Origin of the sequence: Cellulosimicrobium arenosum, assembly GCF_014837295.1 — a bacterium.
Taxonomy (GTDB): Bacteria; Actinomycetota; Actinomycetes; order Actinomycetales; family Cellulomonadaceae; genus Cellulosimicrobium; species Cellulosimicrobium arenosum.
Genome location: NZ_JACYHB010000006.1, coordinates 201,480 through 227,896, shown reverse-complemented (window position 1 = coordinate 227,896; position 26,417 = coordinate 201,480). Strand labels below are relative to the sequence as shown.

The 26,417-nt window shown below is 72.8% G+C and carries 25 protein-coding genes and 1 pseudogene; 12 read left to right on the top strand and 14 right to left on the bottom strand.

Going from position 1 to position 26,417, the window contains the following annotated elements; genetic code table 11:
- Window positions 1–152: pseudogene (locus tag IF651_RS17725) on the top strand (ATP-dependent Clp protease ATP-binding subunit ClpX); the annotation flags it as partial.
- Window positions 153–225: 73 nt separating this feature from the next.
- On the opposite strand, the gene IF651_RS09795 reads toward IF651_RS17725, so the two are convergent.
- Complete coding sequence (locus IF651_RS09795; RefSeq protein ID WP_191828911.1) at window positions 226–2,043, bottom strand: AMP-dependent synthetase/ligase; 1,818 nt, start codon at window positions 2,041–2,043, stop codon at window positions 226–228.
- A 92-nt stretch (window positions 2,044–2,135) separates the two neighbouring features.
- On the opposite strand from IF651_RS09795, the gene IF651_RS09790 reads away from it, so the two are divergent.
- Window positions 2,136–2,477, top strand: coding sequence for a chorismate mutase (locus IF651_RS09790; RefSeq protein ID WP_191828910.1), 342 nt, complete (start codon window positions 2,136–2,138; stop codon window positions 2,475–2,477).
- A 120-nt stretch (window positions 2,478–2,597) separates the two neighbouring features.
- Window positions 2,598–3,797, top strand: coding sequence for a baeRF2 domain-containing protein (locus tag IF651_RS09785; protein WP_191828909.1), 1,200 nt, complete (start codon window positions 2,598–2,600; stop codon window positions 3,795–3,797).
- Between the two features lie 66 nt (window positions 3,798–3,863).
- Here the strand turns inward: IF651_RS09785 and valS are convergent, their stop codons facing one another.
- Window positions 3,864–6,671 (bottom strand): valine--tRNA ligase, encoded by a 2,808-nt coding sequence (gene valS, locus IF651_RS09780; protein WP_191828908.1) that lies wholly within the window; start codon window positions 6,669–6,671, stop codon window positions 3,864–3,866.
- Between the two features lie 72 nt (window positions 6,672–6,743).
- Here valS and IF651_RS09775 point away from each other — a divergent pair, with 72 nt between their 5' ends.
- From IF651_RS09775 to IF651_RS09765, 3 genes are read left to right on the top strand one after another with little or no spacing between them, the layout of a single operon-like run.
- On the top strand, window positions 6,744–7,748 hold the full coding sequence (locus IF651_RS09775; RefSeq protein ID WP_191828907.1) for a TIGR03557 family F420-dependent LLM class oxidoreductase: 1,005 nt from the start codon (window positions 6,744–6,746) through the stop codon (window positions 7,746–7,748).
- Window positions 7,745–8,611: a coenzyme F420-0:L-glutamate ligase gene (gene cofE, locus IF651_RS09770; protein WP_338403880.1), complete on the top strand. Its 867-nt coding sequence runs from the start codon at window positions 7,745–7,747 to the stop codon at window positions 8,609–8,611. The genes IF651_RS09775 and cofE overlap by 4 nt, the downstream gene beginning before the upstream one ends.
- A 38-nt stretch (window positions 8,612–8,649) precedes the next feature.
- The gene (locus tag IF651_RS09765) at window positions 8,650–9,036 is read left to right on the top strand and encodes a hypothetical protein (protein WP_191828906.1); all 387 of its coding nucleotides are present in this window, start codon (window positions 8,650–8,652) and stop codon (window positions 9,034–9,036) included.
- A 45-nt stretch (window positions 9,037–9,081) separates the two neighbouring features.
- Here IF651_RS09765 and IF651_RS09760 read toward each other — a convergent pair whose 3' ends face one another.
- The 5 genes from IF651_RS09760 to IF651_RS09740 form a co-directional block, all read right to left on the bottom strand.
- Window positions 9,082–9,447 (bottom strand): VOC family protein, encoded by a 366-nt coding sequence (locus tag IF651_RS09760; protein ID WP_191828905.1) that lies wholly within the window; start codon window positions 9,445–9,447, stop codon window positions 9,082–9,084.
- A gap of 61 nt (window positions 9,448–9,508) precedes the next feature.
- Window positions 9,509–10,717: an AI-2E family transporter gene (locus IF651_RS09755; RefSeq protein ID WP_338403879.1), complete on the bottom strand. Its 1,209-nt coding sequence runs from the start codon at window positions 10,715–10,717 to the stop codon at window positions 9,509–9,511.
- A 47-nt stretch (window positions 10,718–10,764) separates the two neighbouring features.
- On the bottom strand, window positions 10,765–11,436 hold the full coding sequence (locus IF651_RS09750) for an SIMPL domain-containing protein (protein ID WP_191828904.1): 672 nt from the start codon (window positions 11,434–11,436) through the stop codon (window positions 10,765–10,767).
- The gene (locus tag IF651_RS09745; RefSeq protein ID WP_191828903.1) at window positions 11,433–12,524 is read right to left on the bottom strand and encodes a glutathione S-transferase family protein; all 1,092 of its coding nucleotides are present in this window, start codon (window positions 12,522–12,524) and stop codon (window positions 11,433–11,435) included. The genes IF651_RS09750 and IF651_RS09745 overlap by 4 nt, the downstream gene beginning before the upstream one ends.
- A 40-nt stretch (window positions 12,525–12,564) precedes the next feature.
- Complete coding sequence (locus IF651_RS09740; protein WP_191828902.1) at window positions 12,565–13,971, bottom strand: polysaccharide pyruvyl transferase family protein; 1,407 nt, start codon at window positions 13,969–13,971, stop codon at window positions 12,565–12,567.
- 139 nt (window positions 13,972–14,110) lie between these two features.
- Here IF651_RS09740 and IF651_RS09735 point away from each other — a divergent pair, with 139 nt between their 5' ends.
- The gene (locus tag IF651_RS09735; protein WP_206715251.1) at window positions 14,111–16,432 is read left to right on the top strand and encodes a M28 family peptidase; all 2,322 of its coding nucleotides are present in this window, start codon (window positions 14,111–14,113) and stop codon (window positions 16,430–16,432) included.
- Window positions 16,433–16,444: 12 nt separating this feature from the next.
- Here IF651_RS09735 and IF651_RS09730 read toward each other — a convergent pair whose 3' ends face one another.
- From IF651_RS09730 to IF651_RS09720, 3 genes are all read right to left on the bottom strand, one after another.
- The gene (locus IF651_RS09730; protein ID WP_191828900.1) at window positions 16,445–18,187 is read right to left on the bottom strand and encodes a BCCT family transporter; all 1,743 of its coding nucleotides are present in this window, start codon (window positions 18,185–18,187) and stop codon (window positions 16,445–16,447) included.
- 136 nt (window positions 18,188–18,323) lie between these two features.
- Complete coding sequence (locus IF651_RS09725; protein WP_191828899.1) at window positions 18,324–18,932, bottom strand: HhH-GPD-type base excision DNA repair protein; 609 nt, start codon at window positions 18,930–18,932, stop codon at window positions 18,324–18,326.
- An 8-nt stretch (window positions 18,933–18,940) separates the two neighbouring features.
- A complete protein-coding gene (locus tag IF651_RS09720) occupies window positions 18,941–19,354 on the bottom strand; it encodes a PNPOx family protein (RefSeq protein ID WP_191828898.1) in 414 nt (137 codons plus the stop codon).
- 49 nt (window positions 19,355–19,403) lie between these two features.
- Between IF651_RS09720 and IF651_RS09715 the strand changes: the two genes are divergently transcribed.
- The gene (locus IF651_RS09715) at window positions 19,404–19,907 is read left to right on the top strand and encodes a metallophosphoesterase family protein (RefSeq protein ID WP_338403878.1); all 504 of its coding nucleotides are present in this window, start codon (window positions 19,404–19,406) and stop codon (window positions 19,905–19,907) included.
- Window positions 19,908–19,916: 9 nt separating this feature from the next.
- On the opposite strand, the gene IF651_RS09710 is transcribed toward IF651_RS09715, so the two are convergent.
- On the bottom strand, window positions 19,917–20,876 hold the full coding sequence (locus IF651_RS09710) for an AraC family transcriptional regulator (protein WP_191828896.1): 960 nt from the start codon (window positions 20,874–20,876) through the stop codon (window positions 19,917–19,919).
- Window positions 20,877–21,015: 139 nt separating this feature from the next.
- On the opposite strand from IF651_RS09710, the gene IF651_RS09705 reads away from it, so the two are divergent.
- The 4 genes from IF651_RS09705 to IF651_RS09690 all read left to right on the top strand — a co-directional run bounded on the left by IF651_RS09705 (window position 21,016) and on the right by IF651_RS09690 (window position 23,349).
- Complete coding sequence (locus IF651_RS09705; RefSeq protein ID WP_191828895.1) at window positions 21,016–21,888, top strand: Rossmann-fold NAD(P)-binding domain-containing protein; 873 nt, start codon at window positions 21,016–21,018, stop codon at window positions 21,886–21,888.
- Window positions 21,885–22,343, top strand: a complete 459-nt coding sequence (locus tag IF651_RS09700; RefSeq protein ID WP_206715249.1) for an anthrone oxygenase family protein — start codon at window positions 21,885–21,887, stop codon at window positions 22,341–22,343. Before IF651_RS09705 ends, IF651_RS09700 begins: the two co-directional genes overlap by 4 nt.
- Window positions 22,344–22,477: 134 nt before the next feature.
- Entirely contained in the window at window positions 22,478–22,924 is a 447-nt protein-coding gene (locus tag IF651_RS09695) for a CoA-binding protein (RefSeq protein WP_191828894.1), read from the top strand.
- The gene (locus tag IF651_RS09690) at window positions 22,921–23,349 is read left to right on the top strand and encodes a TIGR03667 family PPOX class F420-dependent oxidoreductase (protein WP_191828893.1); all 429 of its coding nucleotides are present in this window, start codon (window positions 22,921–22,923) and stop codon (window positions 23,347–23,349) included. Before IF651_RS09695 ends, IF651_RS09690 begins: the two co-directional genes overlap by 4 nt.
- Before the next feature lie 31 nt (window positions 23,350–23,380).
- Here the strand turns inward: IF651_RS09690 and IF651_RS09685 are convergent, their stop codons facing one another.
- From IF651_RS09685 to IF651_RS09675, 3 genes are read right to left on the bottom strand one after another with little or no spacing between them, the layout of a single operon-like run.
- Window positions 23,381–24,247, bottom strand: coding sequence for a putative F420-0 ABC transporter ATP-binding protein (locus IF651_RS09685; RefSeq protein WP_191828892.1), 867 nt, complete (start codon window positions 24,245–24,247; stop codon window positions 23,381–23,383).
- On the bottom strand, window positions 24,244–25,326 hold the full coding sequence (locus IF651_RS09680) for a putative F420-0 ABC transporter permease subunit (protein WP_191828937.1): 1,083 nt from the start codon (window positions 25,324–25,326) through the stop codon (window positions 24,244–24,246). The genes IF651_RS09685 and IF651_RS09680 overlap by 4 nt, the downstream gene beginning before the upstream one ends.
- Before the next feature lie 5 nt (window positions 25,327–25,331).
- The gene (locus tag IF651_RS09675) at window positions 25,332–26,402 is read right to left on the bottom strand and encodes a putative F420-0 ABC transporter substrate-binding protein (protein ID WP_338403877.1); all 1,071 of its coding nucleotides are present in this window, start codon (window positions 26,400–26,402) and stop codon (window positions 25,332–25,334) included.
- Window positions 26,403–26,417: the final 15 nt, after the last annotated feature.

Sequence of the window (26,417 nt, the reverse complement as noted above, 5' to 3'; positions counted from 1 at the left end):
TGCTGCAGCAGGTGATGTTCGACGTGCCGTCGCGTGATGACGTGGAGCGGGTCGTGATCTCGCGCGAGGTCGTGCTGGACAACGTCAATCCCACGATCGTGCCGCGCAGCACCGGTGCACGGTCGCGCGCACCACGCGAGAAGTCCGCCTGACCACCACTCGGCGTACGACCCGGGAGTCGCGGCCGTACCCCGGCTCCGGGCCGCGAGCCCGCGGCGTGGGAGGTCAGTCGTCCGAGGGCAGGTGGGAGCCGTAGAGCTCGTCGATCGTGCTCGCGAAGTCGGTGACGACCGCGGCACGCTTCACCTTGAGCGAGGGCGTGAGGTACCCGTTCTGCTCGGTGAAGTCCGTCGTGAGGACCGTGATCTTGCGGATCGACTCCGCACGAGAGACCGCCTCGTTCGCACGCGCGACCGCGCGGTCCAGGGCCGCGAGCACCTCCGGGTCCGTCGCCGCGGTCTCGACGTCCATCTCGGGCAGCCCGTGCGAGGAGAGCCACCCGGGGAGCATCTCCTCGTCGAGCGTGACGAGCGCGCCGATGAACGGACGCTGGTCGCCCACCACCACGACCTGGCTGACCACCGGGTGTCCGCGCAGCCTGTCCTCGAGCACCGCCGGTGCCACGTTCTTGCCGCCGGCCGTGACGATGAGCTCCTTCTTGCGGCCCGTGATGCGCAGGTAGCCGTCGTCGTCGAGCTCGCCCAGGTCACCGGTGCGGAACCATCCGTCCTGCAGCACCTCTGCCGTGAGGTCGGGCCGGTTGCGGTACGCGCGGAACACGTGGTCGCCCTTGACGTAGAGCTCCCCGTCGTCGTCGACGCGCAGTGCCGTGCCCGGGAAGGCGGGGCCGACCGTGCCGATCTTCGTGCGGCCGGGAAGGTTCACCGCCGTCGGCGCCGTGGTCTCGGTGAGGCCGTACCCCTCGAGGATGGTGAGGCCGACGCCACGGTAGAAGTGCCCGAGCCGTTCGCCCAGCGGTGCGCCGCCGGAGATGGAGTGCGTGAGATGGCCGCCCATCGCATGGCGCAGGGTGCGGTAGACGAGCGACTCCGCGACACCGTGCTGGAACCGCAGGAGCAGCGACGGACCGCCGTGCGTGTCCAGCGCGCGCGAGTAGGTGATGGCGACCTTCGCCGCCCAGCGGAACACCTGCCGCTGCCCACGCCCGGCAGCCGACTGCTCGGCGCCGTTGTAGACCTTCTCGAACACGCGTGGGACCGCGAGCAGGAAGGTAGGACGCACCTCGCCGAGGGTGCGCACCAGGTGCTTCGTGTCCGAGCTGAGGGCGAGCACGGCGTCGGACGCGACGACGACGACCTGGATCAGGCGCGCGAACACGTGGGCGAGCGGCAGGAACAGCAACGTCCGCGCACCCGGGGCGTCGACCACCTCGGCGAGTCCCGCGCGAGCGTTGAGCGCGAGATGGACGAAGTTGCGGTGGGTGAGCTCGACCCCCTTGGGACGTCCCGTCGAGCCCGAGGTGTAGACGACGGTCGCGAGGTCGTCGGCGTGCTGGGCGGCGCGACGACGCTCCACCTCGACCACGGGTACGTCGGCACCCGCCGTGCGCAGCCCGTCGACCGCGCCGTCGTCGATGACGAGGACGTCCTCGAGACCTGACAGCCGGTCGCGGACCGAACCCACGGTCGCCGCGAGCTCCGCGTTCTCGACGATCGCCCACCGCACGCCGGCGTCGGAGCAGATCCAGTGCACCTGCTCCGCTGACGAGGTCTCGTACACGGGGACCGGGACCGCGCCGACCGACCACAGGGCCAGGTCGAGAAGGGTCCACTCGTAGCGGGTGTGCGACATGATCGCGACGAGATCGCCCGCCTCGAGCCCTCTCGCGACGAGCCCTCGCGCCACCGCGACGACGTCGTCCGCGAACTCCTGGACCGTGAGCGACGACCACGGGCCGTCCTGCGCAGCGCGGTACTCGATCATCGGCTCGGAGCCCGCGCGTGCGACACGGTCGGTGAGGAGCGTGCTGATGGTCGCGGACGGACCGACCTCGACGAGGCTCGGTGTCGCGTGTTCCGTCATGGGCGGTCTCCGGTGCGGGACGATCGGCTGGGACTGCGTGCACCCTACCGCGCGTGGTCCGTCGCGACCGTGCTCGCGCCTACGATCGGACCGTGACGAGAGACAACCCTGTCCCACCCGAGATCCTGACCCTGCGGCGCAGCATCGACAACATCGATGCAGCCCTCGTGCACCTGCTCGCCGAGCGGTTCACGTGCACCCGACGGGTCGGTCAGCTCAAGGCCGAGGGCGGCCTCCCCGCCGCGGACCCCGAGCGGGACCGCCAGCAGATCGCGCGCCTGACGCAGATCGCGGACGCCTCCGGCCTCGATCCGGAGTTCGCCGAGAAGTTCCGCGAGTTCATCGTCGGAGAGGTCATCCGGCACCACGAGATCATCGCTGCCGAGCACGCGGCGTCGGGCGACGGCCCGCCCGTGCTGGACACGTACTCCTGATCCGCTCGTGGCGAACCGTCGGCCGCGCGGTGGCGACCGCACCCGTGATGACGGACGCTGGGACGGACCGAGGGCGGGAAGCATCTCCGCCCCAGCCGACGGACGTCTCGAGGTGTTCGCATGAAGATCGACTGGCTCAAGCCTCTGCTCGGCCACCCGGGCCCCTTCGCCACCGTCTACATCGACGCGACGCGTGCCAACGAGGCCGGCGACCGGGAGGTCGAGAACAGGTGGAAGGGCGTGCGTCGTCAGCTCCACCACGACGGCGCGCCCGACGCCGTGCTCGACGCCGTGGAGGACGCGGTCCTGCGCCCCACGCGCGTTCCCGGTACGCACGGGCGCGTGCTGATCGCGGACGACGGGGGAATCCTCGTCGACCGGGTCCTCAAGGACCCGCCCGCCCAGACCAAGGGGACGTGGAGCCACGTCCCGGCCCTGCTGCAGGCGGCGCGAGCCGCGGACGAGTCCGTGGACTACGTGCGGGTCGTCGTGGACCGGCAGGGCGCCGACCTCACGTGGTCCGTCGCCGGGGGCCACCTGCCGTACCAGGAGGCGGAGAGCGTCGAGGGTGGCCACGACGTCATCAACAAGGTCCGCACCGGCGGCCTGTCGCACAAGCGGATCGAGGCGCGGGCCGAGGACTCGTGGGAGCGCAACGCGGAAGCGGTCGCGACCGAGCTCGAGCGCCAGGCGGCCGACCTCCGCCCCGAGCTGGTCCTGTTGACCGGGGACGTGCGCGCGGTGCCCCTCGTGCGCGGCGCGCTGAACAAGAACGTCGAGGACCTCGTCGTCGAGGTGCCCGGGGGAGGCCGCGGAGCGGGCATCAACACCGCCGCGTTCGAGGCGAACGTCAGCGACGCGCTCGACAGCTTTCGCGAGCGACGGCGCGAGAAGGTGCTGGCAGAGTTCCGGCAGGAGCAGGGCCGGGAGTCGGGCGCCGTCACGTCGGTGGACGACGTCGCGACCGTGCTCTCCCGCGGTCAGGTCACCGAGCTCGTCCTGGCGGACGAGTACGGGCAGGACTCCGAGCTCGACAGCCGGACGCTGTGGATCGGGCCGAGCCCGCTGCACATCGCGGTCTCCAAGGCGCAGCTCCGCGACCTCGGGGTGAGCGAGAGCATCGAGGAGCTGCCGGCGACGGTCGCGCTCGTGCGGGCGGCGATCGGTCAGGACGCCGGGCTGACCTTCGCACCCGAGGGGAGCGTCGAGCTGATCGAGGGCGTCGGGGCGACTCTGCGTTGGACCGACGAGGGGACACCTCGCGAGGTCGCGGCGACCATGTCGGGGGACGACGCGCGCCTGCGCGGTGAGGTCATCTGACCGCGTGAGCACGACGAGAGCCGCCCCGCCCGAACAGCGGCCGGGGCGGCTCTCGTCATGCCGCTCCTACGCCTTGCGACGTGCCTCGGGCTCTCCCAGCTCGCAGGCCACGACGACGATCCCACCCTGGACGGCTGCGTCGCCCTGGCCCTCGGCCGCCTCGACGAGCTCGAGCGTGCCGGTGACGCGCCCGCCGTTGCGGACGTCGACGACCGCGGCCTGGACCCCTGCCAGCGAGACGGCAGGGACGGCGACGTTCGCGGCGAGGATCGGGGTGCGCATCGAGACCTTCGCGGCCGACTTGACCTTGCGCAGCGCGGCGAGCGCGTGCCCTGCGGACGCGAGCACGGCGGGGTCGGCGCCCTGCGCGGCGGCGCGGGCGGCGTCGGGCACGGGCCAGGCGACGCGGTGGATCGAGCCCTCGGACGCACGCCACCACGACCAGACCTCTTCCGTCGCGAACGGCACGAACGGGGCGAAGAGGCGCAGGAGCGTGTCGAGCGCGATCGCGAGCGCGGCCCGTGCGGAGCGCGTCTCGTCGGAGACGTCGGACGCGGTGGCCCCGGCCCCGTAGGCGCGATCCTTGACGAGCTCGAGGTAGTCGTCGCAGAACGTCCAGAAGAAGGTCTCGGTGATCTCGAGCGCGCGCGTGTGGTCGTAGGACTCGAGCGCCGCGGTGGCCCTCTCGACGACGTCCGCGAGCCCGGCGAGCATCGCCCGGTCGAGCGTCTGCGTGACGTGCGCCGGGTCGAGGACGATCTCCCCGGTGCCCGACTCGGCGTCGAGGCCGAACGAGAGCGCGAACTTCGACGCGTTGAGGATCTTGATGGCGAGGCGGCGGCCGATCTTCATCTGCCCGACCTCGAACGCCGCGTCGGTCCCGAGGCGCGCCGAGGCGGCCCAGTAGCGCACGGCGTCGGACCCGTGCTCCTCGAGCAGGCCCATGGGTGTGACGACGTTGCCCTTGGACTTCGACATCTTCTTGCGGTCGGGGTCGAGGATCCAGCCCGAGATCGCCGCGTTCTTCCAGGGCAGCGTCCCGAACTCGAGGTGCGAGCGCACCACGGTCGAGAAGAGCCACGTGCGGATGATGTCCTGGCCCTGGGGGCGCAGGTCCATGGGGAACACCCGCTCGAACAGGTCGGGGTCGACCTCCCAGCCCCCCGCGATCTGAGGGGTCAGGGACGACGTGGCCCAGGTGTCCATGATGTCGTTCTCGCCGACGAAGCCGCCCGGCTCGCCCCGCTGGTCCGCCGTGTACCCCGCGGGGACGTCGGACGACGGGTCGACGGGCAGGACGTCTTCGGAGGGAACCAGGGGGTGGCCGTGGTCCACGGTGCCGTCCTCGAGCACGGGGTACCACAGCGGGATCGCCACGCCGAAGAACCGCTGGCGCGAGACGAGCCAGTCGCCGTTGAGGCCGCCGACCCAGTTCTCGTAGCGCACGCGCATGAAGTCGGGGTGGAACTCGAGCTCGGTCCCGCGCGTGAGCAGCTCGGTGCGCAGGTCGCTCGTCACGCCCGGCCGCGTCCAGTCACGCCCCCCGTTGCGGACGTACCACTGGCGAGAGGTGACGATCTCGAGCGGCTTGTCGCCCTTCTCGAAGAAGTTGGCCTTGCGCTGGGTGGCCACGGGCTCGCCGTCCAGGTCGCCCGACTCCCGGAGGCCGTCGACGACGACCTGCCGCGCGGAGAACGTCGTCTTGCCGGTGATCTCGGCGAAGACCGCGCGGCCGCTCTCGGCGGTGATCCAGTCCGGTGTCTCGCGGACCAGGCGCCCGTCGCGCTGGATGATGGACCGCGTGGGGAGCTGCAGCTCGCGCCACCACTGCACGTCCGTGAGGTCGCCGAACGTGCAGCACATCGCGATGCCGGCGCCCTTGTCGGGCTCGGCTGCGGGGTGCGCGAGGACGGGCACCTCGACGTCGAACAGCGGAGAGCGCACGGTGGTGCCGAAGAGGTGCTGGTAGCGCTCGTCGTCCGGGTGGGCGATCAGGGCGACGCACGCCGCGAGCAGCTCGGGGCGCGTCGTCTCGATGAAGACCTTCTCCGCCGGCACCGTGCCGTCGCCGGCGGCACCGCGGTGGAAGGCGACCTTGTGGAAGTGTCCCGGGTAGTCACGCGCCTCGAGCTCGGCCTGCGCGACCGCCGTCTGGAACGTGACGTCCCACAGCCCCGGCGCCTCGGCCTGGTAGGCCTCGCCGCGCGCGAGGTTGCGCACGAACGCGCGCTGGGCCGCCGTGCGCGAGCGGGCGTCGATCGTCTGATAGTGCTGGGCCCAGTCGACGGACAGGCCGAGCCGACGCCACAGGGCCTCGAACTGCTTCTCGTCCTCGGAGGTCAGCCGCTCGCACAGCTCGATGAAGTTGCGTCGGCTCACCGGGACCTGGTCCGCCGCCTTGACGGACTTGCCCTCGCCGCCCACCTGCGGCGGCTCGAAGCCCTCCACGTAGGCGAGCGTCGGGTCGCACCGCACGCCGTAGTAGTTCTGCACGCGGCGCTCGGTGGGCAGGCCGTTGTCGTCCCAGCCCATCGGGTAGAAGACCTCGAGCCCGCGCATGCGGCGGTAGCGGGCGACGACGTCGGTGTGCGTGTAGGAGAACACGTGTCCCACGTGCAGGGAGCCGGAGACGGTCGGCGGCGGCGTGTCGATCGAGAACACCTGCTCGCGCGTGCGCGTCCGGTCGAACGCGTACGTGCCCTGCTCCGCCCAGAGGGCGTCGTACTTGGCCTCGAGCCCGTCGGTGCTGACCCGGTCCGGTACTCCCGTGACCACCGCGCGGACGACCTCGCCGGCTACCGTGCCGGTCGCGGTGGTCGTGGCGTGCAGGTCATCGGTCGCACCGGTCGGCGCGTTCGTCGGGAAGTCGCTCATGGTCGGTCATTCTCCCAGATCCGGGAGGGGCGCGGGACGCCCGTCTCGTGATCGCGGCATAGGCTCGGGAGCATGTCCGCAGACCTGACCGTCGGCTACGCCGCGATGCTCGAGCAGTTCCACCCGACCGAGGCCGTCGAGCTGGCCGCCCATGCGGAGCAGCACGGCTTCTCCGGAACCATGGCGGCCGACCACTTCCAGCCCTGGGTGCCGCAGCAGGGGCAGTCGTCCTTCGTGTGGAACGTGCTCACCGCCCTGGGCGAGCGCACGAGCGGGGACCTCGGCCCGGGGGTCACGGCGCCGACGTTCCGCTGGCATCCCGCGATGGTCGCGCAGGCCTCCGCGACGCTCGCGGCGATGTACCCCGGTCGGCACTGGCTGGGTCTCGGGTCCGGCGAGGCGCTCAACGAGCACGTGGTCGCGGGATACTGGCCGGAGGCGCCGGAGCGCATCAACCGCATGTTCGAGGCCATCGACGTCATCAAGAAGCTGTTCGCCGCGTCGCTCGCGGGCAAGGACGTCAAGCACTCCGGGCAGTTCTACAAGATGGAGTCCACCCGGCTGTGGACGATGCCGCCGGTGCCGCCGGAGATCCTCGTCGCGACCGCGGGACCGATCACCGCGAAGCGGGCGGGCAAGCACGCGGACGGGCTCATCACGGTGGGGGCGCCCCTGGAGAAGATCTCCATGCTGTTCGGCAAGTTCGACGACGGCGTGCGCGAGTCGGGCCGCGACCCGCAGGACATGCCGAAGGTGCTGCAGGTCCACCTGTCGTGGGCTCCGACGGACGAGGAGGCCATGGCGAACGCGATGCGCGAGTGGCCCAACGGCGGCATGAAGTTCCCCAAGGCCGACATCCGGTCCCCCCACGACTTCGAGCAGATGGCCAAGCTGGTGCGGCCCGAGGACTTCGAGGGCCGCATGGTGATCTCGTCCGACCCGGACGCCCACCGCGCCGCGATCCAGAAGTACGTCGACCTGGGCTTCGACCGCATCTACCTGCACAACGTCGGCCGTAACCAGCGCGAGTGGATCGAGGTCTTCGGTCGCGACGTCCTGCCCCAGCTGGTCCGGTGAGCGGCGTGCTGAGCGCATGGGCGCCGTCGGGCATCGGCGAGGTCCGGCCCGGTGACGACCTTGCCGCGCTGGTGGGCGACGCGCTCGCTGCGGGCGAGTCGCTCACCGAGGGCGACGTCGTCGTCGTGACGAGCAAGGTGGTGTCCAAGGCCGAGGGGCGTGCGGTCGCGGCCGAGGACCGCGAGCAGGCGATCACGGGCGAGACGGTGCGGGTCGTCGCGACGCGCGAACGACCGGGGCTGCCACCGCTGCGCATCGTGGAGAACCGGCTCGGACTGGTCATGGCGGCGGCCGGCGTCGACGCCTCCAACACTCCCGAAGGCACCGTGCTGCTGCTTCCCGTCGACCCGGACGCGACCGCGCGGACGCTGCGCGCCGCGCTGCGGCAGCGGTTCGGCCTCGACCGGCTGGGCGTCGTCGTGACGGATACGGCCGGTCGCGCGTGGCGCGACGGCCTCGTGGACATCGCGATCGGGGCGGCCGGCCTCGTGGTGGTCGAGGACCTGCGCGGCGGGACCGACACGCACGGGCGTGCGCTGACCGCGACGGTCACCGCCGTCGCGGACGAGATCGCGTCCGCCGCCGAGCTGGTGCGCGGCAAGACTGCGGGGCGTCCGGTGGCCGTCGTGCGCGGGCTCGAGCGGTACGTCGGGACGCAGGACGGTCCCGGCGCGCGCACGCTCGTGCGTGCCGGGAGCGACGACATGTTCCGGGAGGGTACGGCGGAGGCGTACGCCCGCGGGTTCGCCGACGGCACGGAGGACGACTCGGAGGAGAGCTACGAGGTCGGTCTCCGCGACGGCTACGCCGAGGGCTACCGGGACGCGAAGCGCGACGAGGTCCCCGTGCCCGACGAGATATGACCTGTGTCTCGAGACGGAGCGGCCCCTACCCTGGCGGGATGCTCCCCACCGACTGGATCCCTCACCGCCGCCCGGACGACCGCGAGCACGTCGGCTGGATCCGCCCCGCGGGCGACGACTGGGTCGCGCTGAACCTGCTCGGGCACGAGCTGACCGGTCCGGTCGACTGGCTCGCGGCGGAGGAGGCGCTCGACGCCTCCTCGCTCGCGTGGCTCGCCGAGGTGTGGATGCTCGAGCGCGAGGACGCGGACCCGCTGCGGGTCCGTCTCGTCGAGGTCACGCCGGACGGGGTGGTCGTGCAGACCGACGACTTCGGCGCGATCGACGTCCCGGTCGAACGGTACGCACTCCCGTGGCCGCCACCGCCCGCGCTGCGGCCACAGCGTCCGGGTGACCCCGACGGTCGCGTGCTGCACGGACGGTGACGGGCCAGTCGGCGAGTCGGCGGGCGATCCCGCGGCGCTGCGCGGTCAGCCGGCGTCCGTCGTGCCCTCGTAGAGGCCGATCTGGTTGCCGTCGACGTCCTCGAAGATCGCCCACCAGCTCGTCGGGCTGATCGGTTCCTTCCCCATGACGACCTTCCCGCCGAGCTCGGTGACCTTCTCGAGCGAGTCCTCGATGGAGTCGACCTCGACGTAGCTGCGCGGGCTCGAGAACCCGTCGGACCGGGGCGCGAGCCCGCCCCCGCTGATCTTGTTCGGTGCCTGCCACATCGGGTACCCCTCGAAGCCGGGGACCTCGGCGATCTGCCACCCGAAGAGGCCGGCGTAGAACTGCGTGGCCCGTCCGGTGTCGCTGACCGGGATGTCGATGTGCGTGATGTCTCCGTGCGCCACGATGCCTCCTGGGACGTTCGCCGGGTCGGCGGTGGTCGCCGCGAGGACGCCCCGCCCGTTCTCAGGCTACGTCCGGGTCCGGACCCTGGCGAGAGGTCGTCGCAGGTTCGTCGCGGTCGGGGTCCGTCTCGCGCCCGTCGTCGGCGTCGTCGTCCGACCCGGCCCCCGGGCCCGTGTCCGTCGGTGCGAGGACCCCGGCCTGGGCAGGGTCGGTGTCGGTGTCGGGACGCACCGTGTCCCCGGACAGCCACCGCAGCCAGCTCGAGCGGGGGTCGCCCTCGAGCAGGACCGCGCGCACGAGCAGCGTCAGGGGGATCGAGAGGATCGCGCCCAGCGGTCCGACGACGAAGGTCCAGAACACGACCGACACGAAGCTGAGGGTGAGGCTGAGGCTGACCGCGTCCGAGACGAACTTGGGCTGCACCAGGACCTGCAGCACGACGTTGACGACGCAGTAGAGCGCGATCACCGCCAGGGCGAGGGGCCAGCCACCGACGACGAAAGCCATGATCGTCGGCGGGATCAGCCCCAGGACGAAGCCGACGTTGGGGATGAAGTTGGTGACGAAGGCGAGGATCGCCCACACGACCGGCGCCGGCACGCCGAGCATCCAGAGCGCCACGCCGTCGACGATCGCGACGATCGCGCCGAACGTCGCGTTGACGACGTAGTAGCGGCGGACGCCCGAGCTGAACCGGCTCGCGCGGTCGATCTCACCGGCGCGCCCCGCACCGAACACCGACGTCGCGGTGGAGTACCGCGCGGCGTCCGCGGCCATGAAGATCGCGTAGGCGAGCACGAAGAACAGCGCGGTGGCGATGCCGATGACGATGCCGCTCACGTCGCCCGCGAGCGCGAGCACGCGCGACGGCTCGAGCCAGTTCGACACGGCGTCGGCGACGTCCGTGTCGATCCCCAGGGTCGCGAGCTGCGCGATGGCGTCCGTCACCGATTCCTGGAGCTCCGGCAGGTAGTCGCGTACGAGCCCGGCGAACTGGAACCCGGCGAACACGAGCATCGCGAGGAGCGCGGCGAGGATGAGGTACGCGACGACGATGACGGCCGTCGTCGCGGCCCACCGCGGCCAGCCGCGGGCCTCGAGGGGGAAGCGCACCGGGTGGCAGATGATGACGATCACCGCGGCGAGCAGGATCGGGGCGAGGACGTCGGCTGCCGCCCACACCCCGGCGAGGACCACCACACCGGCGGCGAGGGTCACGAGCGTGCGGGTGGCGGGGGCCGAACCGCGGTCCAGGGTCGGTGAGGTCACCCGCAGACCTTAGCGCGGGGGTGGTTCGCCGAGCCGGAACGTGGTCCTCAGAGCGTCTCGAAGTCCGCGGTGACCGAGGCCGCGACCTCGATGTCCTCGGGACGCATCTCGAAGCCGGTGGAGCCGGCCGAGCTGCCTGCCGCGGCTCCCCGCAGCCCGACCGTCACGGCCTGGTCCCCGCCTCCCACGTGGGGGCGCAGCCCCTGCTCGTACAACGCGACGGCGTGCACGTCGTCGTGCCCCAGAGCCGTGGCGTACGCGCGGGCGCGCTCGACCGCGTCCTGCGTCGCGGCGGTCCGCACCTCGCGGACGACGGCGTCGCGCCGTGCCTGAGTGAGCGCCCAGTCCACGCCCGCGATCTCGACGCCGTGCAGCGTGGCGGCGTCGGCCGCCCAGCGGGAGAGCGCGCCGAAGTCACGGAACTTGACCCGGAGGTCTGCTCCTGCCCGGAAGCGGGTGACGCGGACCTGCTCCTGGTCGGGGTGCGGCTTGACCCACTGGACGAACGACCACGCGACGACGCTCTCGCTGCCCCACCAGGTCGCGCTGCCGTCCTGGGCGAACGACCGTGCCTGCGCGACCAGCCGGCCGTGGAGCCCCGTCGCCTGGTCGAGCACCGCCGACCGGTCGGCACCGACCAGCTTGACCTGGAGGCGCAGCGTGCCCCGTTCGGCAGGGTGGTGCTGGGTCGCCCGGCCCTGGACGGTGAGGAGAGTCATGCGCGGAGAGTACCCGCTGCGTCAGCCGAGCGTGCCGGCGGGCCGTGGCCGGCCGGGACGCGCTCGGCGTCGGGCACCGGTCCGGGCGGAGACCCGTCGCCCCACGGGCGACCACCCAGCGACTCGCGGCCGTGCGGGGTGAGCCAGCCGGCGAGGTCGGGACCGGCCGGGACGATGCCCGACGGGTTCAGGTCGCGGTGCACCACGTAGTAGTGCTGCTTGATCTGCGCGAAGTCGACCGTGTCGCCGAAGCCGGGGGTCTGGAACAGGTCGCGCGCGTAGCCCCACAGAGCCGGGAGCTCGGTGAGCTTCTGGCGGTTGCACTTGAAGTGCCCGTGGTAGACGGCGTCGAAGCGCACGAGCGTGGTGAACAGGCGGACGTCGGCCTCGGTCAGCGTGTCGCCCACCAGGTAGCGTCGACCCGCGAGGCGCGCCTCGAGCGCGTCGAGCGCGTCCCACAGCCGCACGTACGCGGCGTCGTAGGCGTCCTGCGACCCCGCGAAGCCGCAGCGGTACACGCCGTTGTTGACCTCGGTGTACACGTGCCGCATGACCTCCTCGAGCTCGTCCCGGTGCTCGGACGGGAGGAGGTCCGGGGCGCCCTCGCGGTGGAACGCGCGCCACTGCGTCGACAGGTCGAGGGTGATCTGCGCGAAGTCGTTCGTCACGACCGCGCCCGTCGTCGTGTCGACGATCGCCGGGACCGTGATCCCGCGCGGGTAGTGCGGGTCGCGTGCGAGGTAGGCCTCCTGGATGCGCTCGATGCCGAGGACCGGGTCGCGCCCGCCCGGGTCCAGGTCGAACGTCCACGAGCGCTCGTCGTGCGTGGGCCCCGCGAGCCCCATCGACAGCACGTCCTCCAGGCCCAGCAGGCGGCGGACGATGATCGCGCGGTTCGCCCACGGGCACGCGCGGGCGGCGACGAGGCGGTACCGGCCGGGCTCGACGGCGAACCCGTCGCGCCCGTCCGCGGTGATCCGCGTCGTGATGTACCGGGTGTCGCGCGTGAACTCCTTGCCCGGGACGGAGTACGTCCCGCCGCGCTCGTGCTCGTCGTGCCCGTCCTGTGCGGAGTCCTCGCTCGTCATGCTCCCGAGCGTACGGACTGTCGCCGCCGCCGCACGGCGGTCAGCTCAGGAGCCGGGCGGCGCGCCGGCGGGCACCGGAGACCACGCGCCGCAGCGACGAGCTCGCGGGACGTGCGCTCGAGGAGGTCGACGCCGTCGCGGGGCCTTTCGTGGCGGGCCGGTCCGAGCCCGTCCGAGCGGCCGCAGCCGTGCCCTCGGGGCGCGGCGTCCCGCCTCCGGCGCGCTCGTGGGCGAGGTCGGCGGCGAGCTCGCGGCGTGCGTAGTCCGCGGCGTACGACGCCTCGGCCAGGCGCAGCTCGCGCGCGGAGTACGGCTCGATGCCGGCGTCGACCGGGCGACCGGAGATGCGCTCGTAGATCTGCGCGAGGTTGTCCGTCGTGGTCCGCACGAACCGTTCCTGCGTGCCGGCGAGGTCTGCCCGCAGCGCGCCGAGGTCGGAGTCGGCACGGTGCACGGCGGCGAGCGCACGATCGGTCAGGTCGTCCGCCCAGGGGTCGACGAGGAGCTCGGGGTGCCCGATCTCCCGGGCGAAGTAGCGGATCTTGTCGTTCGTGGAGAGCGAGAGCGGGACGTTGCCGAGACCGAAGGGGATCATCTGGGAGTGTCCGCGTGCGCCGAGCACGATCGGGTAGCGCGCATAGTCCTGCACGCCGCGGAACAGGACGTCGGGCGACCCGTACAGGCGCTTCAGAGGGATGCCCAGCTCGGCACCGTGCGCGCGGTGGAACGCGGCGTCGGTGCGCTTGTGGGCGACCATCTCGACGTCCCACCCGTCCTCCTGCAGGGCTCGCACGAGTGCGACGTACCGGGGGAAGACGTCCTGGGGGCGCAGCCCGCTCTCGACGTGCGCGCCCTCGAGACCGAGCTGGAGACCGAGACGGCGCACGCCGTCGTCGGGCCCCGCGGCGAGCGACGGCAGCAGGTGCCGACCGATCGTCGTCGGGCACGGCTGCACCGTGACCGGTGCGTCCTGCGGGTCGTCGAGGTAGGCGCGCAAGGAGTCTGCGGCGCCCGTGCTGCGCAGGCCGACGAACACCGACCGGCGGACCGTCGCGTTGATGTGGCGGCGGAAGACGGGGTTGTGGTCGTCCGGGTCGTAGACCGGCGGGTTACCGGCGCCGAACACCACGATCGGGACCCGCAGGCGCTCGAGCAGCTCGGTGCGGATGTCCCACTGCCACCCCGAGGACCTCGCGGCGTTGGTACGACGCGGGAAGATGCCACCCCCGCCGATCACGACGCCGTCGAAGGTGTCGTTGACACGGTCGACCCAGGCGCGGGTCGCCGGCTCCCGGAACGGGTGGCTCGCCGTGAGGTCGAACAGCGACCCACCGCCGTACCCGTTGAAGGTGTGGCGGACGAGCTCGAACAACAGCTGGTCGCCGTAGCTGTAGACGGTCTTGAGGTCGAGGTGCAGCAGGCGCAGCGGTCGCGTGGTCGAGGGCATGCCCAGGGACGTTAGGCGGCGCAGGTCACGGCCGCGTCGACGTCCGGTGAACCCGGAGGGTGCGGTGCATGAACGATCGGGTTCGCCGGCGACGGTCTCGATTGGGTCTCGTCCGCGGGGCAGGTCTAGCGTGCCGCGGGTGACCACGACACGTTCGCGGGTGACGACGCTCGCGTGCACCCTCTTCCTCGCTGCCCTGACGGTCCTCTCGGTGTGGGCGGTCCTGCCGCCGGCCCCGCGCGGTGCGGACGCCCCGGCCGACGAGTTCAGCGCCGGGCGCGCGTTCACGACCGTCGAGGCGGTCGGCACCGAGGTCCACCCGCACGGGACGGGCGCCGCGCGCCAGGTCCGGGACCTGATCGAGGCGGACCTCCGGGGCCTCGGGCTCGAACCCGACGTGGTCGACGGCGTCGGGATGTCGGGCCGGCTCGGCGGCCAGAGCCGGGTCGCGACCACGACGAACGTCGTCGCCACGGTCGAGGGCACGAGCTCGACCGGTCCGATCTTCCTCGTCGCGCACTACGACTCGGCCGAGGTCTCCCACGGCGCCAACGACGACGGCGCGGGCGTGTCGACCCTGCTCGAGACCGCGCGAGCGCTGCGCGAGGGACCGGCGCTGCGCAACGACGTCGTGCTCGTCTTCACCGATGCGGAGGAGGCGTGCCTGTGCGGGGCCGAGGCCTTCGCCGACGCCGACCCCCGGGCCGCGGGCGGCGGCGTCGTCCTGAACGTCGAGGCTCGCGGCTCGTCGGGGCCGGCGATCATGTTCGAGACGTCCGACGGCAACGCCGCGCTCGTGGACGCGTACGCGTCCGTGCCCTACCCGGTGGGCAGCTCGCTCGCCGTCGAGGTGTACCGGATCCTGCCGAACGACACCGACTTCTCGCCGTTCCTCGACGACCCGGAGGGTCGCTTCACGGGCCTCAACGCCGCGTACATCGACGGGTCGGCCACCTACCACGCGCCGCAGGACACGCCCGGGCGGATGTCGCTCGCGAGCCTGCAGCACCACGGCTCGAACATGCTCGCGCTGGTCCGCGAGCTCGGGGACGCCGACGCCGCCGCGCTCGCCGAGCCCGCGGCGTACGACGCGACGTACTTCCCGCTGCCCGGCGGTGCCCTCGCCCGGTACCCGGGCCGGCTCGTGTGGCCGCTCGCGGGTCTGGCGCTCGTCGCGGTCGGCGCGCTCGGGGTGCTCGTGGCCCGACGGCGCGAGGTGCTGGGCGAGCGCGTCGGCGCGGGCCGGCTGGTGCTCGGTCTCGTCTCGGGGGTGATCCCGCTCGCCGGTGCCGTGCTGGGTTCGGTGGCCCTGTGGTGGGTCATGGTCGCCGTGCGGCCGGGCTACGACGAGATGCTCGACCCGTGGCGGCCGTGGAGCTTCCGCGTCGCCCTGCTCGGGATCGTCGCGACCGTGCTGCTCGGGTGGTTCGTGGGCCTGCGGCGACGGGTGGGCGCGGTACCGCTCGCCGTCGGCGCGCTCGGGTGGCTCGCCGTGCTCGGCCTGGCGCTCGCAGCGTTCACGCCCGGCGGCTCGTACCTCGCCACCCTGCCGGCGCTCGCGGGTGCGGTGGCAGGGATCCTGGCGCTCACGGTCGCTCGGGGCCAGGCGGCCCGACGCGTCGTCGTGACGCTGGGTGCGGGCGTCGGGGTGCTCGTCCTCGCGCCGATCGTGCTGCTCTTCTTCCCTGCGCTGGGGCTCGCGACCGGTGCTGCACCGGCCGTCGTGGCCGTGCTCCTCGGTCTCGCGCTCGTCCCGGTGCTGGCCGTGCTGCTGCCACGCACGCGACGCGTCGGCGGCTGGACGGTGGGTGGCGCCGGGGCGCTCGCCGTGGTCGCGCTGCTGGTCGGGTTCGTCACCGACCCGTTCGACGCCGAGCACCCCGAGCCGACGAGGCTGGCGTACGCGGTCGACGCGGACCGCGGGGAGGCGCACTGGGTGTCCGACGAGGTCAGCCCGAGCGACTGGACCGCACAGTACGTCGACGCGCAGCAGGACCTGTCCGCCTCGTTCCCGATGTTCGGCGAGGACGTGTGGGCGGGGCCCGCCGAGGCCGCGGACCTGCCCGCGCCGGTGGTCGAGGTCGTGTCCGACGAGACGTCCGGTGACGAGCGCGTGCTGACCCTGGCCGTCCGGCCCGGTGAGGGCGCGCCGATCGGGACGGCCGACGCCCTGCGGTACGTCGAGCTCGACGCGGAGGGCGTCACGTCGGCGACGCTCGCCGGACGCGAGGTCCCGGTGGCCGACGACGCCGTCCTGGACACCCGGTACTACGCGCCCGGGCCGGACGGCGTCGAGGCGACGGTGGCGGTGCCCGCCGGGCAGGACCTCGACCTGCGAGTCGTGGTCGCCGGCGGCGGTCTCGAGGACCTGCCGGGCTTCGTCCAGCGGCCCGACGACGTCGGCGCGGCCGGGTCGCACACGTCGGACCTCGTCCTGGTGGGGACGAGCGTCACGCTCTGAGCGGGTCCGGGGTCAGGTGGACTCCGCGTCGCGGACCAGCGTCGCGTCGTCCTCGACCCGTTCCGCCGTGGCCGGTGCTCGTCCGGTGCCCGCCACCCGTGGCTTGCTGCGGCCCTGCCCTGCGACGCTCGGTCGGACCCTGCCCTTGTCCCGTTTGGCCAGGACTCCGGCGAACTGCGCCTCGATCGCTGCGACGCGGTCCTGCTTCAATCCCTTGAGCAGGCTGAACATCATGAGGAAGACCAGGATGAAGATGGGCAGGCCGATGACGGTGATGACCTGTTGGAGCGCGGCGAGCCCGTCCCTGCCGGTGAGCCCACCCAGGACGATCAGCGACGCCGCGAGCGCGCCCTCGCTCACTCCCCAGAAGACGCGCTGGTGCGTCGGACCCGGTTCGGCGGTCCCCACGCAGAGCATGTCCACCACGAGGGACGCGGAGTCGGACGACGTCGCGAAGAAGAGCGCGACGACGACGATCGCGATCCCGGAGACCAGGGTCGTCGCGGGGAAGTTGTCGAAGAACGTGAACATCGCCGTCGCGACGTTCTCCGAGACGGCCTCGGAGATCGGGCCCCCGTCGCCGCCGATCCCGTCGAGCTCCATCGCGGACCAGCCCCACACGACGAACCACACCGCGGTGAACACCGACGGTGCGACGAGCACCCCGCCGACGAACTGACGGATCGTGCGGCCCTTCGAGATGCGGGCCAGGAACACGCCCATGAACGGCGCCCAGGTCACGGTCCACGCCCAGTAGAAGACGGTCCAGCCGCCCTGCCAGCCCCAGCCGGACTCCTTGACGAAGGGGGACATCGCGTCGTTCCAGAAGGCGAGCCCGGTGAGGTCCTGCAGGTAGGTGCCGATGCTCTGGGGGATCTGCCGGAGCAGGAACACGGTGTCGCCGCTCACGAGCACGAAGATCATGAGCCCGACGGCCATGAGGATGTTGAGGTTCGACAGGCGCTTGACGCCCTTGTCGAGCCCGGCGACGATCGAGGACACCGCGACGGCCGTCAGGACCGTGATGATGCCGACCTGGAGCCACATGCCGTTCTCGACGTCGGGCATGAGCGTGTTGATCCCCGCACCGATCTGCGACGTCCCGAGCCCGAGCGATACCGCGAGGCCGAAGAGCGTGCCGAGGACCGCGAAGATGTCGATCGTCTTGCCGATCGGCCCGTAGATGCGGTCCTTGAGGAACGGGTAGAACACCGAGCTGACCCGCAGCGGCAGCTTGTAGCGGTAGATGAAGTAGCCGAACGCCAGGCCGGGCAGCGTGAAGATCGCCCACGTGTGGAAGCTGAGGTGGTAGAGCGAGATCGACATGGCGTCCTCCGCCGCCGCCGCGGAGTACGGCTCCACGCCGGCGAAGGGCGGGGCGCCGAAGTGGGAGATCGGCTCGGCCACGCCCCAGAACATGAGGACGGTCCCGATACCGCCCGCGAACAGCATCGCGAACCAGGACACGTTCCCGTACTCGGGGCGGGAGTCGTCGTCCCCGAGGCGCAGGTGCCCGTACCTGCTGAAGGCGATCACGACCAGGAAGACGAGCCACACCGTCACGCCGAGGATGAAGAACCAGCCGAGGTTCGTGACGATCCACTCGCGGCTGTTGCCGAACGCGTCGCCGATCTGCACCGGGAAGAGGAGCAGCAGGACCAGGAACAGCACCATGAGCCCGGCCGACACGAAGAAGATCGTCGGGTTCGTCCGCAGGCCCAGCCGCTTCGCCAGGACGTCGAGCTGCTTCTCCATGACGGAACCCCTCGTCGACGGTCACGGCGGGACGGTGCCCGTCGCTCTTGTCGGTCCACCCTGACGAGGGCCGGGCCGGGCCGCAACTGCAGGCTCCGCGTCGTCCGGCGCCGCCGTGGAGGCGGGCGGCGAGAGACTAGCCGCGCGGGGCCGGGCTCGTCGCGTCCTTGGCCGCGGCCTTCTGCGCCTTCTTGAACGCGCGGACCTCCTGCAGGCTCTCCGCGCTCGTGACGTCGGCGATGGATCGTCGCGACCCGTCGTCGCCGTAGTGACCCGCCGCCTCGCGCCACCCGCTGGGCTCCACGCCGCGCTGCTTGCCGAGCAGCGCGAGGAAGATCTTCGCCTTCTGCTCGCCGAAGCCGGGCAGTGCCCGGAGCCGCGCGAGGACCTCGCTGCCGGTCGCGTCGCCGTCGGCCCCGTCGGTCGTCCAGATCTGCGTCGCGTCGCCGTCGTACTCGTCGACGACGACGCGTGCGAGCGCCTGCACCCGACCCGCCATGGACCTCCCGTACCGGTGGATCGCCGGCGGCGTGGTGGCGAGCGTGACGAACGCGTCCGGGTCGGCGTCCGCCACGGCGTGCGGGTCGATCGACCCGAGCCGGTCACGGATCTTGCGCGGTCCGGCGAACGCGTGCTCCATGGGGTACTGCTGGTCCAGCAGCATGCCGACGAGCAGGGCGAACGGGTCGCTCGAGAGGAGTCCGTCGGTGTCGGTGTCGCCGGTGATCCACAGCTGGTCGCTCATGCCGTCCATCATGGCAGGGCGCGGCGCAGGCGTCCGGTGCGGAACTCGTCCACCCCGGCGAGCCGCAGGAGCGACTGCGTCCAGCCCGGCAGGAGCCGCAGGCCGTCCTCGCCGGTGAATCGGGCGACGTCGTCGACCTGGTACCGCTCGTCACGGCGCTCGAGCACGAACGTCCCCGCCGCCTCGACGTTGCGCACCCAGTCGACGTCCGGCCCGTAGGTGAGCGCGAACACCACGCGCACGTCGGGGCTGTCGGGCGCGTCCCGGTACGCGAACGCGAAGACCGGTGTCGCGTACTCGCGACCGCTGCGACGTCCGACGTGGTGGACGACGGCCATCGGGCCGATCCCCGTCGCGACGCGCAGCATGACCGGGTTGAGCAGGTGCTTGTTCGTCCGGGTGACCCAGTGCGGCATCGGCATGCCCCATGGTCGCGCGGCGGGGCGAGGTCGCGCGACCTATCGTGACCGGGTGCCGACCCGACTGCTGCTCCTCAGCGACACGCACGTGCCCGCGCGCGCCCGCGCGCTCCCCGACCAGGTGTGGCGCGCCGTCGACGCCGCGGACGTCGTCGTGCACGCGGGCGACTGGGTGTCCGTCGGGCTCCTGGACCAGATCGAAGGGTGCGCCGCGTGGCTCGTCGGCGTCGCGGGGAACAACGACGGGCCGGAGCTGCACGCCCGGCTGCCGGAGGTGGCCCGGGCGACGTTCGAGGGGCTGCTCGTCGCCGTCGTGCACGAGACGGGCGGCAAGGACGGGCGTGAGCGGCGGGCGGACGCGGCGTACCCGGGCGTGGACCTCCTCGTCTTCGGGCACAGCCACATCCCGTGGGACACCGTGTCGCCGGGCGGGATGCGTCTGCTCAACCCGGGCTCGCCGACGGACCGCCGCCGCCAGCCGGTCGGCACCTACCTCACGGCGACGGTCGACGACGGTGTGCTGCGCGACGTCGAGCTCGTGCCGGTCGAGCGCTGACCCGATCGCTCAGGCGGCCCGGGCGCGTGCGCGGTGGACCGCCGGGCTCACGCCGCGCACCCGCTTGAACGCTGAGCTCAGCGCGAACGGCGTGCCGTAGCCGACGGCGCGTGCGACGGACGCGACCGTCGCGTCGTCCGCGAGCAGCAGGTCCGCCGCGAGGTCGAGCCGCCACCCCGTCAGGTACGCCATGGGAGGCTCGCCGACGAGCTCGGTGAAGCGCCGGGAGAACGCCGCGCGCGAGAGCCCGACCTCGCGCGCGAGCGACTCCACGCTCCATGCGCGCGCCGGGTCGTGATGGATGAGGCGCAGCGCGGCGCCGACGACGGGGTCCGCGTCGGCGCGGTACCAGCCCGGGGCGTCGGGCCCCGAGAGCCACGTCCGCAGGCACGAGATGAGGAGCAGGTCGAGCAGGCGGTCGAGCACGGCCTCCTGGCCGGGCAGGTCCTGCACGACCTCGCGTGCCAGCATCTCGACGAGGACCGTGTCCACCTGTCCGCTCCGCAGCACCACCCGCGGAGGCAGCACCCGCAGGATGCGGCGACCGACCTCCCCGTCGAGCGGGTAGGTGCCCGTGACGATGACGGTCTCGCCGTCGGGATCGTTGCCCCACGAGCGCACGCCCAGCACGGTCATGGGGGAGGGGCCGCCGTCGATCGCGCGGCACACCTCGGTCGGCCCGATGACCACCTGGGGCGCGGTCGCCGGGGAGTCGGCCACCACGTAGTGGTCGGGTCCGCGGAGGAGGACGACGTCGCCCTCCTCGACCTGGACACCCCGATCCACGTCGCGCCCGTGCCCCGACGCGCTCACGGCCGCACCGACCCAGCCGGAGCCGCGCAGCACCGGGACGATCGTCAACGGCGCCTCGTCCTCGATGCGCATCCCCCACGGCGCGCTCAGGTGGCTCCGCAGGAGGAAGGCGCCCCGGGCGCGAGGCCCGTCGAGGAGTCCGGCGACGACGTCCATGGGGTTCAGGCTAGCTGCGCGAGCACGCGACGTCGAGACGATCCCGTATGCCAGCGAGCGTCTCGACGATGGATCGTCTCGCTCGGGACGGATTGACTGGCTCCGCACCCACGAACCGCACCCACGACTGGAGAACACCATGACCGCCCTGAACTCACCGGCCGACGGCACCGTGCTCGTCCTCGGCGCCACGGGCAAGTCGGGCCGCCGCGTCGCCGACCGCCTCGACGCGCTCGACGTGCCCGTCCGACGCGCCTCACGCGGCGGCGCGCCCGGAACCGTGCCGTTCGACTGGGACGACGAGGCCACCTGGGCTCGCGCGCTCGACGGCGCCGAGGCGGTGCACGTCGCGTATGCACCGGACCTCGCCGTCCCCGGTGCCCCGGAGACCGTGACCCGACTCGCCGCTCTCGCGCAGTCCGTCGGCGTGCGTCGCCTGGTCCTGCTGTCCGGGCGCGGGGAGACGGAGGCGGAGCGCGCCGAGGCGGCTGTCGCCGACGTCTTCCCGCCCCGGGTCGTCGTGCGCTGCGCGTTCTTCGCGCAGAACTTCAGCGAGAGCTTCCTCCTGGAGCCCGTGCTCGAGGGCACGCTCGCGCTGCCGGTGCACGACGTCGCCGAGCCGTTCGTCGACCTCGAGGACGTCGCCGACGTCGCGGTCGCCGCGCTGACCGACGACGCCCACGCGGGCGAGGTGTACGAGCTCACCGGTCCGCGCCTGCTGACCTTCGCCGACGCCGTCGCGGAGATCGCGTCCGCGAGCGGGCGAGACCTCGAGTACGACCCGATCACCCTGGACCAGTTCACCGGCAGGCTGAGCGCCGCGGGCCTGCCCGGGGACGTCGTCGACCTCATGCGGTACCTGTTCGCCGAGGTGCTCGACGGTCGCGGCGCCCACGTGACCGACGGCGTGCGGCGCGCGCTCGGGCGTGAGCCCCGGGACTTCCGCGAGTTCGTCCGACGCGAGTCGGGCATCTGGTCGACGGCGGCCCTCGACGCGGCGCCGCAGCGGTGAGCGTGTTCGAGGTCCTCGTCGTCACGGCGGCCGTCGCGACGGGTCTCGCGGGTGGCGTCCTCTATGCGTTCTCCGCCTTCGTCATGCACGGCCTGCGCCGGTTGCCGCCGGCCGCCGGTGCGGCCGCGATGATCGCGATCAACCGGGCGGCGCTGCGGCCTCCGCTCATGCTGCTGCTGCTCGCGGCCGTCGTGCTCCCGGTCGCGGCGTCCGTCGTCGGGCTCGTGAGCGGCGACTCCGGTGCGGGCTGGGCGCTCGCGGGCGCGGTCGTCTCGGTGGTCGGCGTCCTCGGGGTGACCGGCGCGGGCAACGTGCCGCTCAACGAGCGGCTCGACGCGAGCCCGGACCCGGCGGACGAGTGGGCACGGTTCGTGCCGCGCTGGCTCGCGCACAACCACGTGCGCACGGCGGCCGGCGCGCTCGCCTCGGTGCTGCTGGTGGTCGGGCTGGCCTGATGCCCAGAGAGCGTGAGCGCGTACGGGTCGAACCTCTTCGTCGCCCGGGCGGCGGCGGGCGAGTCGGCCATGAGTGCGTCAGGCATCTACCCGGTGCCGAGGAACAGCCCGGACCCGGGGTGCGTTCACCGGAGATGACGCACACCACTTCGAAGACTGTGCCCGGTACGGACGACGAGACGATCCGGCGGCTGCTGGGCGACGGCACGACGACGTGGGCCGTCGTCGGGCTGTCGAACAACACGGCGCGCGCGGCGTACGGCGTCGCGCGCCGGCTCCAGCGGCACGGCAAGCGCGTCGTGCCCGTGCACCCGGCGGCCGAGACGGTGCACGGCGAGCAGGGCTACGCCTCGCTCGCCGACGTCCCGTTCCCGGTCGACGTGGTCGACGTGTTCGTGCGGTCCGAGCTCGCTGGCGAGGTCGCGGACCAGGCGGTCGCGATCGGCGCCCAGGGCGTGTGGTTCCAGCTCGACGTGATCGACGAGGAGGCGGCCCAGCGCGTGCGCGACGCCGGCCTCGACATGGTCATGGACCGCTGTCCCGCGATCGAGCTGGCGCGCCTCGAGGAAGGTGCACGATGAGCGTCGTCGACCGGTCCACCGAGCACGGTCGCCGCGCGGCCGAACGCCTGTCCGCCGACCAGGTCGTCTGGTTCGTGTCCGTCGACCCGCACGGGACCCCGCAGCCGACCCCGGTGTGGTTCTGGTGGGACGAGGGCACGGGCGAGCTCGTGGTGCAGTCCCAGCCCCGCACGGCGAAGCTGCGCAACGTCCGTGCCCAGCCGCGCGTCGCGGTCCACCTGAACAGCACGCCCGGCGGCGGCGACGTCGTCGTCCTGACCGGCTCGGCCCGTATCGACGACGCGGGGCTGACCTCGGACGAGCGCTCAGCGTACGACGGCAAGTACGCCGTGGGCCTCCGGGGCCTGAACATGACCGCCGACGACTTCCACGCCGACTACTCGGTCACCGTCCGGATCACGCCCGAGCGGGTGCGCGGGTTCTGAACCGCGAGCAACGGCCGCCGGGTCGTGAGCGTCAGTCCCGCGGCGAGAATGCCAGGACCGGGCGTCCCGTGCGCGGGTGCGTGAGCACCTCGGTCCGCACGCCGTAGACGTCGTCCAGGACGTCCGGGACCAGGACGTCGTGCACGTCGCCCGCAGCGACGACCCGGCCACCGGAGAGCAGCACCACGTGGTCGCACGTCTGGGCCGCGAGCGAGAGGTCGTGCAGGGCCGCGAGAACGGTCACGCCGTCGTCGGCGAGGCGGCGCAGCACGCGCATCGTGTCGAGCTGGGCGGCGATGTCGAGGTGGTTGGTCGGCTCGTCGAGCATGAGCAGCGCGGGCTCCTGAGCGAGCGCGCGCGCCAGGTGCACGCGCTGGCGCTCGCCGCCCGAGAGCGTCGCGACCTCGCGGGCGGCGAACGCGGACGTGCCGACCGTCTCGAGCGCGGCCCGCGCCGCCTCGTGGTCGCGCGCGGAGTCGCCGGCGAGCAGAGAGCGGTGGGGGATGCGGCCGAGCAGGACCGCGTCGAGCACCGTCAGTGGCAGGTCCGTCGTCGCGTCCTGCTCCACGAGCGCGAGGACCCGTGCCCGACGCCGTCGCCCCAGCCCCAGCAGGTCCGCGCCGTCGAACGCGACCCGGGTCGCGTCGTCGGACGGTGCCTCCACGCCCGCCAGCACGCGCAGGAGCGTGGACTTGCCGGAGCCGTTCGGGCCCAGGAGTCCGCTCACCGCCCCGGGCGGGGCGGTCGCGTCGACTCCGTCGAGGATCAGGCGGCCGTCGACGGTCCAGGAGACCCGCCGGGCGTCGATCCCGCCCTGGCCGTCTGCACCCGTGGCCCCGGGTCCGCCCGCGAGATCGTGTGCGAGGTCACGGGCGACGTCGGTCCGGACGTCCGTCATGCGATCCTCCTCCCGCGCCACAGCAGCAGTGCGAAGACGGGCGCGCCGATCGCGGCGGTGACGATCCCGACGGGCAGCTCGCGCGGAGCGAAGACCGTGCGCGCGAGCGTGTCCGCCCACACGAGGAACGACGCCCCGAACAGCGCGGACAGCGGCAGCAGCAGCCGGTGCCGCGCACCGGTCAGCATGCGCACCGCGTGCGGGAGGATCAGTCCGACGAACCCGATCGAGCCCGACTGCGACACGAGCGCGCCCGTGAGCAGCGCGACCCCGACGAGCAGGAGCCACCGCACGCGCGGCACGTTCACGCCGAGCGCCGAGGCGGCGGTGTCGCCGAACGTGAACGCGTCCAGGACCGAACCGGTGGACGCGAGCAGCGTGCCCAGCACGAGGGTCGCGATGCCCGCGACCGCGACCGACGTCCACGTCGCGCCCGCGACCGACCCCATGAGCCACGACAGGATCTCGCGGTAGGAGTCGCCCGTCGCGGACCAGAAGATGACGAAGCTGGTCGCCGCGGCGGCCAGCTGGCTCACCGCGAGCCCGGCGAGGACCGTGCGCGTCGGCGTGATCGTCCCGATCGCCCCGGCGAGCCCGAGCGCGGCCACCAGCGCGAGGACCGCGCCGCCGAACGCCGCGACGGGCAGCAGCACCGTCCAGCCCACGACGAGCACGAGCACCGCCCCGAGCGACGCCCCCGACGACAGGCCCAGCAGGTAGGGGTCCGCGAGCGGGTTGCGCGTGAGCGACTGCATGACGACGCCGCACACCGCGAGGCCCGCGCCCACCGCCGCGGCCGTGAGGATCCGGGGCAGCCGCAGCTGCCACACCATGCCGTCCTGCAGCGCGCCGAGCGGCTCGAGGCCCAGCGCGCCGCCGAGCCCGAGGTGACCCGCGATCGACCGCCACACGTCGCCCACCGAGAGGTCGGCGGGCCCGATCGTCACCGCGACGAGCACGGTGACCACGAGGACGGCGACGCTCACCGGCACCCACCAGGCCGCGCCGCGGCGCGCGGGCGCGGCCGTACCCGCCCCCGTCGAGACGGGGGCGGGTCGAGGCGCCTCACGCGTGCGCAGCGCCGTCACAGGTCGAGCGCCTCCAGCTGCGCGGCGAGGTCGACGACGGCGTCGACGTTGCGTACCCCCGCCTCGCTCGCCGGGAACGGGACGCGCAGGTAGCGCCCCTCGCGCACGGCCGTCATCTCGGCCGTCGCGGGGTTGGACTCCAGCCGCTCGATCTTCGCGTCGGCGGTGTTCCACGCGGCGTCGACGAGCACGATCACGTCCGGGTCGGCCGCGATCGCCTCCTCCCACGCGTACGAGGTCCACGTGTCCTCGACGTCGCCCGCGACGTTCTCCAGCCCGACCGCGTCCATGATCATCTGCGGTGCGCCGATTCCCGCACCGACGTACGGGATGTCGTCGCCCGAGGAGTACCAGAGCGCGGTGAGGCCGCGGTCGTCGCGCTCGACGCCGTCGAGCGTCGACCGCTGGTCGGCGACGAGGTCCGCCGCGGCGTCGGGCACGTCGAAGATCTCGCCGACCTCGGTGATCTCGGCGAACACGTCGTCGAACGTCAGCGGGTCCGGCATGTACTCCGGAGCCTTGCAGGCCGACGGCGAGACGTACGTCGCGACCCCGAGCTGCGCGAGCGTGTCGCGGTCGCCCGCCCCGTCGGCCGTGAGGTTCGACTCCCAGCCCGCGTAGACGAGGTCCGGCTCCGTCTCGAGCACCGCCTCGGCGCCGGGTACCTGGTCGGACATCGGCTTCGCGACCGCCGGGACCGACGCCGCGGCGTCGGTCAGCGAGTCCGGCACCGGGCCGTCGAGGAACGCGCTCGCGACGATCCGGTCGCCCAGGCCGAGCGCGAGCAGCATCTCGGTGGTGGACGACTTGATGGTCACGACCCGCTCGGGTGCCGCGTCGAACGTCACCTGGAACCCGCAGTCGTCGAGTGTCAGCGGGTACGTGGTCGACGGCGTCGGGCCGGCAGTCGCGCCGGCGGTGCTCGACGCCGCGGGGTCGGCCGAGCCCGAGCCGCCACCCGCGGGGGCGGCGGAGCAGGCGCCGAGCGCGAGGGCGAGCGCGCCCGTCGCGGCGAGCGCGACGGACGGTCGGACGGGACGACGACGGTCCTGGGGTGCGAGGGGCACGCGGGCTTCTCCGGG